Raw genomic sequence first — 11,443 nt, 5'->3', positions numbered from 1 at the left:
TTAGTTCAGTGCGCTCAAAAATTAGTTTTTCCTTGAAAATAATTTAAAAGTTCAGCTTGACTTATTACCACTAGACTTCTTATAGTGGAGCAACCAGTTTGATCCGCTCAGCTTGCCCCTGTCTGATATAGTAAGCTTCATATGGCGGTAGCGGTTGTTCTTTATATGGCTTGTTCATAACTTCAAGCACATTTTGATCGATGATTCTGCCCACTAAGATGCCGACTTTTTGTTTCTTGAATACGCCTGAAATGTCGTCGTAAGCGCGGTAAATTTGCCCACTTACAGCACCAGCAACAAAGTAGATGCCCATCTTCTCGCCTTGCTCCACAAGTTTTTGGAGTGGTTTCTGTGCATCAAGCGCAACAGTCTCTGCTAAGAATGCCGTATCTGCCACAAGCACAACGATCGGTTCAAATTGCTTCGAAAACTCTTGCAAGGTGACGCCAGTAGCCTGAACATCTCGCCAAGCATGTTCACGATTTTCAAATGCACCTGAAAGCTCAACGATCGTAGAAGTAAAGCTCGCCTCGTCGCTCGCATATAAATCGACTTGATTTTGGTATGTACCAAAACGAGTTGAACCATTATCAAACAACGCCACTTGAATGCCCACGCTCTTCACAGCCATTTCCAAGATCGATTGCATCGACCGTTCCACAACATCAGGCGAGTCTGCAAGAACGAGAGTATGACCACGCTGATTTAGTGATAAGTCAAACGGCTGAACATCTTCGAAATCGACCGCAAATGGGATTCCCCCGTTTTCGAGCATCTCGGTTACTTCTTTCTTCTCCAAGTATTCCGCAATCGGCAGAACATCAGGTACCATCGGAATCGCATCCGGCACGCTGCCAGTCCACGCCTCGCTCATTCGCTTACTTTCCGACTGCAGATTCTCGATAATCTCAAGCGTATCCGCACCCGCAACTGGAAGTGCCGTTTGGAACGAAGTTGGGTTCTCAAGTTTCACAAGTCCACGCCCCGCGATTTCCTCAATCGTCAAGTCGGTTTTCCCTACAATATTGCGTGGTTCCGTCGGGTCAATCATGTAAAGCGCAATCTGCGTCTTAATATTTGCAAGCACTTGAATCCGAATCGCATTTGAACGTACCGCACTAATCGCAAGATGAATCCCAACGCCCGCACCTTCACGAGCCACTTGCGCAACTAGTCTTTCAAAGTCATCTTTGTATGGCGATTCCGCAACCGAGTCAAACGCATCGATCACAAGTAGAATCGAAGGAACCTCTGTCCCGCTAGCTTTTTCATACATGCCAATGTTCGCAACCCCATATTCGCTCAGTTTTTGCTTCCGAACTTTAAGTTCACGCGTAATCCGGCGAATCAGCTTTTGCATCTTGATTTCTTCATCCACCATGATCGTATCCGCAACTTGTGGCAGATCCTTAAGCGGTAAAAGACCATTCGTTCCTAAATCTAGCAAGTAGATATGCAACCGTTCTGGACTATGCTCTCGAGCAAGATCCATCGCAACTGTTTGAAGGAAAGTTGATTTTCCGTATCCTGGACTTGAAAAGACTGCTAAATGCCCATCTTTCGCAAGATCAAGCGTAAGTGGTTCTTGCGCTTGCATTTCTGGAATATCTAGGAAACCAATCGTCGCAAGAAGCGGTGCTTTTTCGCTTGCCCATTCTGTCATATAATCCACTGGATGGAGCTCCGGCAAGAAAATTTTCTCTTCAAGCGGCGGCAACCAAGGACGTGGTAGCGGTTCAATTCCTTCCGCTTCCGTATATTCATGAATGTAGTCAATCACGGCATCCAGTTCAGATGGCAGTTTCGTCAAGTCTTCCTTCTTATCAAGCCCACTCAAATCTTCCGTTAAAATGTCGTATTGTCCCAGTTCATTAATCGCATAGATCGTTGTATCGAGATAATCCACATCTTCCTTATCAGGCACATAATCCGCACCACTCCAAGCACTTTGGAACAACTCATAAATTTCATTGTTTCCGACTTGTAAGTAAGCTCGCCCAGGAAGCGTAATATCCGCCGCATCTGGCGTTTTCAAGATTTCATTTGAATCACTCGCATTTTGCACCTTAAGCGCCAACTTGAATTTCGAGTTCGACCAGATTTGGTCATCAACAACCCCACTTGGTTTTTGTGTCGCAAGAATCAAGTGAATCCCAAGTGAACGCCCAATCCGTGCCGTCGAAACAAGTTCCTTCATGAATTCCGGTTGTTCCGATTTAAGTTCCGCAAACTCATCTGAAATTAAGAATAAATGCGGCATTGGTTCGCTCGCTTTGCCTTGTTTGTAGAGTTTTTGATACTGATTGATATGGTTCACATCGTGCTCACCAAATAAACGCTGCCGCTTTTGCAACTCCGCTTTAATCGAAGCAAGCGCACGCATCGACTGCGCCCCATCCAAGTTCGTGATCGTTCCTAGTAAATGTGGCATATTCTTGAACAAGTTCGCCATTCCGCCACCTTTATAGTCAATCAAAAGAAATGCCACTTCATACGGATGGAAATTGACCGCAAGTGAAATAATATATGATTGGATAATTTCGGATTTCCCTGAACCCGTCGTACCGGCAACAAGACCATGTGGCCCGTGCGCTTTTTCATGCAGATTCAAGTTGACAATGTCATCTTTTCCGCGCAGCCCAAGAGGCACAGCCAAGCTCTTATACGTTTCATTTTGTGTCCAGCGGTTTCCGATATTTAATTCTTCCACACGTTCCACATTATACATTTCGAGGAACGTCACAGATTCCGGAATCGAGTTTTTCAAATTTTGAAGGTGATTAAGCGGCGCAAGCGCACGCGAAATCATTTCCTTATCAAAGTCTTCCGGTAAGTGATCGGGTGCAAATGCCCGGTTCACAAGGTCGCCTTGCTCAAGAATAATATTTCCGCTTCTATGGTCACGAATATCGACAACCGTCCGCACATGTTCAGGCAAGCTTTGCATCACATCTTGAACAAATACAAGCGAAACCCCAAGTTCCGATGGATCTTCATTAAAGAATTCCATCACCGTGTGGTCTAAAATCAATTTTTCATCAGTAATCAACACCACATAATGTGGCGCAAAAAATAGTTTTTCATTTTTGTTCGGTCTTTCAGCAAGTGCTTGTTTCCGCTCTTTCAAAATTTGATAGAGTGAATTTAACACTTGATCCCGCGAACGTTCATGATAAACAAAACCGCGGACATTGACATCACGCAAGTTAGCATGCGGCAGCCAGCGCATCCATTCCCAATTTTTCTTTTCTTCTTCCGGGAAAATCGTCACAAATTGTAAATCATAATAACTATGAAATAGCGCCGTTTGCATCACAAGCATTTGCAGTTGTTCTAGCACGAGACCACGTGGACCGATATAGCCAACCGGGCCATTCATCAAATCTGTTGCAACCGGAACATTGTTCACATCAATATATTGTCCTTTAAGCCGACTTGCCGCTTCCGCAAGTGGATCTTTATCTTGCGAAAACTCCTCTTCCTTATAATCTACAGAAAAACTGATCGGCTCTGTTCCCGTCCCAACTCGGAAAGTCAGGAAGTCATGATGCAATCTTGTTTTTTCGTAAATTCGCGAATCCACACGCGTCGCCATCTCCGCAATTTCTTCCACAGATGGATAATGATATAGCAAGGCTTGACGTTGTTTTTCGCTCGCTTGATGGAAATCCTTCGTGCGGCGTTTCAAATACAAATCGTAGCTTTCTTCGCGTTCTTTCGTCTTCACTTTATATTCCTTGCGATTTTTAATATACGTAACAAGTGACATGATAACCGTCATCCCTGTCATCGCAAGCGTCATCAAAATATAAATGCCGCGTGGTTGGAAAATCGAAATCAACACTGTGATTGCAATCATCACAAGCGGAGGTAAAATCAATTTTAATAGCCCTTCCGAAGGCTTTGCAGGTGCCGCAGAAGGTTTTGCTAGCGTAAACTTATCCTCTGGCGCACGGTAAATAATCCGCGGTGAACGGTGATAATCTGGATAATCCGGTCCAAAAGCATTATCCGCCGCAAATAATGGTGCAAGATTCGTCGAAATACGAGATTTGACCGCCGCAACTGTCAAGTCATCTTGACCAATCGTAAGCGTAATCCCATCTACATACAGTTGATCGCCAACTTGGAGCTCCATGCGTCCCGTTAATCGTTCAAAATTGTGATAAACTTCTCCAGCGAAAACCTGCACGGAGAAAGTTTGCATTTTGTCATCGCGTACAAAGACAAAATCCGCATTTGTGCCCGCAAGCATCACATCATTTTCTTTTCCCGCACCAAAAGTGAGTACAAGTTTGCCAGCCGTATCAAATGACTGCACATCTACATTTTCTGTCAGGTAAAATGACAACCGTTCGTTCTCGCCTACTTCAAGCTCTTGCTTTTGATCAAGCTCAAGCGCCGTATTTCCTGCCATCCACATATCGTCTTCAAAACGCACGTTAACCGCTTCAGGAAACTCCGGATAAAATACCGTCGCTTCCTTGTTGCCGCTGATCTCCGTCACCTTATCAGGAGACACGTGCTGCTTATGACAAGCTTTCCCATTACTAACAATAAGTAAAGTATTCTGTCCCATCTTCATTCTCCCCTATTTGGATTCGGAATCGTTTTTCCCGTTGATTTTTTCCATGTATTTTTTCAGTTCTGCTTCAATTTCTGATTGTTTCTTCACAGACTCATCGCCAGAAAGTGTCTTATCATTTTGGACTTCTTCCAGCTGTTTCGTAAGCGCGTAAACCACAAGTTCGTTGTCTTGAAGCCGTTTCCCAGAATCAAGCGACTCGCCAAAATCACCACGACCATTATAAATCCAGTAAAGCAAATATTGCTCATCCGATTTCAAGCTAACATTCTTCATGATGTTGTCTTTACGCTTGTCATCAAGCTTCTCGCCTTGCAAATAAGAATACGCCAGCTCATATTTCGAAGCTTTCGGCAATTTTTCTGGATTGTCATTTTCCAAGTCCGAAATCACTTTCGTATAGTCCGTTTTGAGGAAGTCCTCATTCGCCAAAAGCAAGTCGTCTTGATAAGGCACCTTGAAAAACGCAAAATAAACTACCGGCCCAGCAAGTAGCAACGTCGCAATGATAAAACCGACCGCAAGCCCTCTAAACATCCGGAACCGCTTCTTCGAAATCAACATCATCTTCCGCTTCGAATCCGCTAGTTCTTTTTCAAACGATTCTTGCAAGAAACCTTCAATTTCCTCTGACGTCTTTGTGTCTGCTATCTGCCGCTCAAAATTGGTTCCCCTCGCGTTTTTAAGAGACCCGGCATATAAATTGTCAAATTGGTATTTCTTTGAAAACATCGCCACACAAAGCGATTGATATTGCTTAAAGAACAGCTCATCCGTAAGATCATATGGATGAATAATCCCTTTTAACCCGCGATGAACGATTTTCGGCATCAAATTTTCATCAAAAACAAGATTTCCCGGGTGAAGGAAAAACGTAAAACGGGTACCAATGAGTGCCTCTAGTTCTGCCACATTTTTAAGTGCCCGTAATTTATCTTTCCGCTCCATTTGACTTACATCTTCAAAGCGGTACATCGTGTCTGCAATTTCATAGCAAAACGTATATGTTTCCTTTTCATGTTCAATCTTCACAGGAACAAAGTACGGCGACGGCTTCGTTAAAATCTCTAGCTGAGCCGCATCTTTAATCCGCGTACGTGATTCAACAAAGCTCACACGCCATTCATTTTGTTCACAGGTAAAATCATATGTAACACCATCAATTTCAATTGTACTTTTCATCATCTCGGCTCCCTTTTATAAAATTTCTAAGATGTCTCCGTTTGTAATCGGATAATCCACCATTTTGTCATCATCACTTAATAAAATGCCTTTATTCACAGCTTTAATAGAACATTTCGAAGCATCCGGCATATCGATTTTAAGCGTTTCTTTCAGATTATCAATCAAAGCTCGCACCGGTTGCCCGACAGGAATACGCAAATCATATACTTCAGCGCCCCATTTCGAAAAATCCACCGTCACGTTCAAATGCGTCTCTTTCGCCATTTCTTAATCCTCCCTTAATCCATGATGTTTCGACTTGCAAAATAAATTCCACCAACAAGAGCCACAACAACGGCTCCAATAATCGCAAATAGCGACTTAGATTCCGTATTTTTTTCTTTCTTAGTTTGATCGTCAAGATCCGTCTCAGAAGCTTGAGTCACGTTCGTTTTCTTAAAAAGCTCCTTCTGCGCAGTTTTCGTCGTCTCATCCTTCACCGGTTTCCCCGTAAACAACTGATCCTGCATATCTTTAAAATTCTTTTTATCCTTTTTTTGTTGCGCTTTAATCTTTTTTTCAAGATCTTTGGTGAAAAGTGGCAATTCCAACTGATCGAGCATTGTCGGCTCCGCCTTCTTGAGCTCCTCTTGCTTTTCCTCATCAGTCTTTTGCAGGCGGTCCGTTTTCAAATCCATGTTGCCATCATTTTCCAAATAGCCTGATCCTGCTGCAAGCGCAAGGGGAGCAGCAGAAAAACAAGCCAGTATTACAAGCAAACCTAAACTTAAAAGCTTAACTTTCATGTGCTCCCTCTCCTTTCGCTTCAGCCATTTCTTTTTTCACAACGAACAAGTTACAAACAATCAGAAGTATCGCAATACCGATACAAACATAAGTCAAAATCAAAATATTGCTTTCACCATTCAAAATTCGGCTAAGTAGCGTTTCTAAATACTGTAACGGTGAAAACTTCTGTATCGTTCCAAACATAGAAGACTTATCAACATTCAGTCCGATTGCATCCGTTAAGAATAAATACATGCTTAGCACAAGCAAGATGATAAACATCCCGCCCATTTGCAATTGACGCAGTAAATACGTACAACCCGATACCAGAAGTAGCATCAACAGCAAACAAATGCCAATCCAGAAGAAGTAACCTATTTCGCTCACATCAAAAACCTTTCCAGAAATAAGTCCGATCAGTAATCCTTCAATGACCGCGATACCAACCGTAACACTTGTAATCGGCAAGTTACGCGAAGCAAGCGAAAGCTCTTCCCGGAATTGGTCCTTTTGAATGCGGCGTTTCTCAAAAACAGAAATCACATACCCTGAGAATAAAGCGATGATCGTACAAATCAGCACCATGTAGTAAGGCGTCGTTTTATCTGCCGCAACAATCGCCTTGCCATTCACTTTTTCAACCGGACTACTCAAGAAATTATATAAGTTTTCATTTTGACGATCCCCGATTCGACTGTTCTTCATAACCTTCGAAAAGTTCTTCGAGAAAGTTTGATCCGCTTGTAATTTTTTCGCAAGCGAGCCTGATAAACCACCCGCTTCTGAGATCAAATCTTCGCCACTTTTTTGAATATTTTTCGCTTCTTGGTCAATCGCATCAAACGTGTCATACACGCCTTTCGCTGAATCCAAGTTATGCCCTGTTGAGTCTGCCAAATTCTGACTCGTAGCAAGCAAACTTCCAAATGAACTATCCAGTGCCATAGCAGCCGCCATTTCATCCGAACTATTTCCAAGCACAACTTGATTTTCCGAAACAAGTTGCGAACTCTTCTCACGCCAAGTGTCAATATCTTGCAACATTCTCGCTAAGTTTTCATTTTGGCTAATCGCCTCTTGATTTGTTGCAATCAGCCGTGTCGCCACATCTTGTGAACGCGAATCCGCATCCCCCATCACTTGTTTATAGTCAGCAATCCGCGACTCAAACGCAGCCAATTTTTCTTTATAAGCCTTCGTCAAATTTCCCGAAGCTTTTGTTGCGAATGCTTCTAGCAAATCGTCTCGATTAAAAATCGCATAGTATGAATTAGCCGTCGCTTGGCTATCCAGCGAACCACTTGGCGTATAAGCACTATTCCAAGGATTAAGTCCATAATAAAGTTGGAACAAAAGCCCTGTCCGTTCGTAGTTCCGCACAATCAAACGAAGTTCTTTAAACATATCCGTCAAACTGAAATCATCCTTGCTATAAAACGGCAAGTCTTCAAATTCAAACGAATAAACTTCCTGAATAAATGTTTCCTCCTTCGTTTCAACAGTTGGCTGGCCTCCTTCAGATCCTGATCCTGTGCCACCTGTACCTTCTTCGCCGCCACCTGTTGTCCCGTCGCCAGTTCCCGGATCAGGCGTTACACTTGTACCTTCAACCACTTCTTTCTTAACTTTTTGCACAGCTGCCGCATTAATTTTCAGCGAACCAAAAATTGGAACTTGGTCTGCTGCTATACCATCTTTCAATTTGGCCGTTGCCGAAATCGTATAAGTTCCCGCTTCACCATTCGCTTGTGAAAACTTAATGATAGTTTGACCACCATCTTGCTTCACAAATTGGAACTCTACATTTTGCCCATCTTTAGACAAAACTAAGTTCTCCAAGTCAAACTTGCTATCCAAATTTAAACGAATTTCCGTTTCCGTGTCAGGATCTGTTTCAGGTAGATCGAGTGGGTTCGACTCAATCGCCATTCCCGTGCCCTTCAATTCTTGCGCTTTCTTGTTTTGCGCATCAACAATCTGACCCTTAATGACATTTTCAGATGGATTTTGCGCTTTTTCCGCATCGCTGAATTTTTCAGGGTGCTCATTCATGTATTGCTTGGCCAGTTTCTTAATCTTCTTGTACGCTTCCGTATCAATACCAAGCATCGCTGCATCATCTTCCGTGAAATATTGCAAGTTCCGAATAGAATCCTCAATCGTCTTCGTAAAGCGCTTATTGATATCCGGATCAAGCGTAGCCATCGTGAATTTTTCATCTGATCCCCCGGACTCCCCAGAAAGAATCCGAATCAAATCTTGTCTGACCGCATCTTGAATTTCCGCATTGATCGTATCATTAAGCGATTGGTCAACCGCCATAATGCGCGAATTAACATCCGCTATATAATTTTGCAGTTGTTGCGTTTGCGTCATCAATGATGCTGTATTTTCTGTCGTTGTCAGTTCCCGATATAAAAGTGCATTCGCTTGCTGTAAAGCTCCCAGCTGACTTTGCACATTGTCCGCAGATAAACTCGCCGTGTACTTCTGCAAATTGTCTTCAAATGTCGCTCCAAAAGGTGTATGATCCTGTTGCATCTTAAGTAACCTAGCTAGGTCCGTCCCGTAAACTTTATTTTCTTGATCCGCCTCTAAAAGAGATTTTTCATGCCCTTTCAGCAAATCTTGGAATCCAGTAAAGCTATCTTTCGAACTACCAGTATAGTCTTGCACCGTTTTAAATTGATCCGTATAACTTGCTAGTGGATCATGTACCGCCACGTTATAGCGATCATTATTTTTCTTTTCCTTATTAACTAAATTCTTGATATTGTCTTGTGACTCTTGCAAGTTCGTTAAAATACTTGCAAAATAAACATCAATCACACGTTGATTCATGTCCGAAAGTAAGTCAGAAGCCGTCTTTTCTGCTTCCGCTTTTAAATCATTATTTCCTGTATCATTAATCTTGTAATAGATTTGTATCTTTTCTGGTGAATTCGATGTCAGTGACAAGGCTTTTTTCGAAAAGTCACTTGGAATCACGATCATCAAATTATAAACATCCCGTTTTAGTCCACTTTCGGCAACACCACGGCTTACCGTTGACCAGTCATGCGTTGTATCTTTCAATATACTCGTCTGGATATCGTTCCCAAATAAATAGTCTTTCCCTGAAAGTTTTGCTCCTTGGTCTTCATTGACTAGCGCCACATTCATTTTTTGTACTTGTTCACTTTTAGTCGCACTATCTCTTTTTTCATTCTGACTCTGATTTTGATTTTTGCTAATAGACTGATTCAGCCCCAAAATAGAGACAGAAGCCGTCAACCCGATTGCTAGAATCAAAAACAGCAGTATTTTCCATTTTATTTTCCGCATTATCCTGTTTAGTCACTCCCGTTTTTTCAACTTGCCCTATTCTCAGAGACTTCCGTTCCCGTTTAGTTGTACATCTTTCAGAAAAAGCCATGTAACGAAGGGCTACATGGCTTTTCAAGACACACAATTATGTATGTTTCAAGGCAGAAAATTAGAAACCAAAGTTTTGAGAAAGCTGTTGGTCTTGTTCTTCCACCGCAGTTGCAGTTTTTTGAAGTTGTTGTTCAATTTGATCCATCAAGTTAGCGAATTCAGTCACTTTTGGTTTCAATTGATTGAACTGATCGTCAAAACGTTGGAAAGCTTGACCTTCCCACTCACTGCGAAGTTGTTCTTGCAATTGAGACAAGCGTTGTAGCATTTGTTCGATATCACGAGCGCTTGTTCCATAAGTTTTTGCGCGATCCCGTAATTCAGCTGGGGTCATTCTGATTTGTCCAGACATGAAAATTCATCTCCTCTTTTTATAATTAATTCAATGAAGTTTTACCATACTTTGACCTGAAAATATGTGGACATTTTGTGAACTTTATTCTCGATTTTCTTTAAAAAAAACCAATTTTGTCTTTTATTTATCATAGTCAATAATACAAAAATGAATTGTATACTCAAAAACAAGAACTAAAATGGCTTAACCAAAGCGGTTAAGCCACCCCTCATTCAATAGTCATATTCATTAAGAAAACCAACAAATTCCACTTGAAATTAAGTCAATAATTTTTTCAAATTTCAACTGAACGTTTCAAAATCAAATCCGTTTATTTTTCGTCGCCGAACTGAAAAACATGTTTCCCCGCTTCAAAAAAGCCGAGTTTCTTATAGAAATACAAAGCATCTTGATTATTTTCCCAAACACCCAGCCAGATCGTATTTTTCCCTTTATTTCTAGCTTCCTCAAAAGCATGATCAAGAAGCATTCGTCCAAGGCCTTTTCTTTTAAAAATCGTTCGAATATAAATCCGTTCCACTTCCAGATGATCGTGCTCCATTTGTTCCGTTTGACTATCTCCCCAATTTAGCTTCAAATAGCCAGCCAGTTGCCCGTCCATATAAATCAAATAAAAAGCCGATTCTGGTTCAGCAAGTTCCTTTTCTAACTGTTCCTCATCAAAAGCACGATCCACATATGCCTGCAAATTTTCTTCCGTATTTTGTTCCCGAAAAGTATCAATAAACGTATCAATACTAACTGATCGCAATAAATCAATCTGTCCCGAACTACAAGGTTCAATCGAGATCATTCAAATTCACCCTTTCCACTTAATAAATCCGTTTCCCGCCTTTTTCAACGTATTCCAGTCTGTTTTAATGGTTTAAGCGCACCATCCGAAAAGCCATAAAACATAACAGAATTTGAATACTCATTTTCACGTATAATAAATGGAAAAGTATCAAGTCCACATTTTGCCGAAAAAATTGTCCATTCTTTTTATTCCATTTATTCATTTTACTGTTTATCCATTTTACAGTCAATGAAACCATTTAATCCAAACTTTTTCAGAATCTGCGAACACCGCTTCCAAATTCCTGTAGCCCATCCTTCACGTTTCTTGCCTCGTTCCGCCTTATTTTTGTCGCAAT

General features: G+C 41.7%; 7 protein-coding genes. All 7 read right to left on the bottom strand.

Going from position 1 to position 11,443, the window contains the following annotated elements; genetic code table 11:
• Positions 1 to 79: 79 nt before the first annotated feature.
• A complete protein-coding gene (essC, locus tag HCK02_RS05080; RefSeq protein WP_167629020.1) occupies positions 80 to 4,579 on the bottom strand; it encodes a type VII secretion protein EssC in 4,500 nt (1,499 codons plus the stop codon).
• Between the two features lie 12 nt (positions 4,580 to 4,591).
• Positions 4,592 to 5,767 (bottom strand): type VII secretion protein EssB, encoded by a 1,176-nt coding sequence (gene essB, locus HCK02_RS05075; protein WP_167629019.1) that lies wholly within the window; start codon positions 5,765 to 5,767, stop codon positions 4,592 to 4,594.
• A gap of 15 nt (positions 5,768 to 5,782) precedes the next feature.
• On the bottom strand, positions 5,783 to 6,034 hold the full coding sequence (locus tag HCK02_RS05070) for an EsaB/YukD family protein (RefSeq protein WP_115753433.1): 252 nt from the start codon (positions 6,032 to 6,034) through the stop codon (positions 5,783 to 5,785).
• 14 nt (positions 6,035 to 6,048) lie between these two features.
• A complete protein-coding gene (essA, locus tag HCK02_RS05065; RefSeq protein ID WP_167629018.1) occupies positions 6,049 to 6,555 on the bottom strand; it encodes a type VII secretion protein EssA in 507 nt (168 codons plus the stop codon).
• On the bottom strand, positions 6,545 to 9,862 hold the full coding sequence (esaA, locus tag HCK02_RS05060) for a type VII secretion protein EsaA (RefSeq protein WP_167629017.1): 3,318 nt from the start codon (positions 9,860 to 9,862) through the stop codon (positions 6,545 to 6,547). Before esaA ends, essA begins: the two co-directional genes overlap by 11 nt.
• 151 nt (positions 9,863 to 10,013) lie before the next feature.
• A complete protein-coding gene (locus HCK02_RS05055; protein ID WP_115753436.1) occupies positions 10,014 to 10,307 on the bottom strand; it encodes a WXG100 family type VII secretion target in 294 nt (97 codons plus the stop codon).
• Between the two features lie 313 nt (positions 10,308 to 10,620).
• Positions 10,621 to 11,103, bottom strand: a complete 483-nt coding sequence (locus HCK02_RS05050; protein ID WP_167629016.1) for a GNAT family N-acetyltransferase — start codon at positions 11,101 to 11,103, stop codon at positions 10,621 to 10,623.
• Between the last annotated feature and the right edge of the window lie 340 nt (positions 11,104 to 11,443).

It is taken from the genome of Listeria valentina (assembly GCF_011800755.1).
GTDB lineage: Bacteria > Bacillota > Bacilli > Lactobacillales > Listeriaceae > Listeria > Listeria valentina.
The sequence above is the reverse complement of the archived record's forward strand: the minus strand, read 5'-3'. Positions and strand labels throughout refer to the sequence as shown.

What these genes read in the sequence shown, in the direction of transcription:
- essC (WP_167629020.1), bottom strand. Translation starts at nt 4,579, where the DNA reads ATGGGACAGAATACTTTACTTATTGTTAGTAATGGGAAAGCTTGTCAT.
- essB (WP_167629019.1), bottom strand. Translation starts at nt 5,767, where the DNA reads ATGAAAAGTACAATTGAAATTGATGGTGTTACATATGATTTTACCTGT.
- HCK02_RS05070 (WP_115753433.1), bottom strand. Translation starts at nt 6,034, where the DNA reads ATGGCGAAAGAGACGCATTTGAACGTGACGGTGGATTTTTCGAAATGG.
- essA (WP_167629018.1), bottom strand. Translation starts at nt 6,555, where the DNA reads ATGAAAGTTAAGCTTTTAAGTTTAGGTTTGCTTGTAATACTGGCTTGT.
- esaA (WP_167629017.1), bottom strand. Translation starts at nt 9,862, where the DNA reads ATGCGGAAAATAAAATGGAAAATACTGCTGTTTTTGATTCTAGCAATC.
- HCK02_RS05055 (WP_115753436.1), bottom strand. Translation starts at nt 10,307, where the DNA reads ATGTCTGGACAAATCAGAATGACCCCAGCTGAATTACGGGATCGCGCA.
- HCK02_RS05050 (WP_167629016.1), bottom strand. Translation starts at nt 11,103, where the DNA reads ATGATCTCGATTGAACCTTGTAGTTCGGGACAGATTGATTTATTGCGA.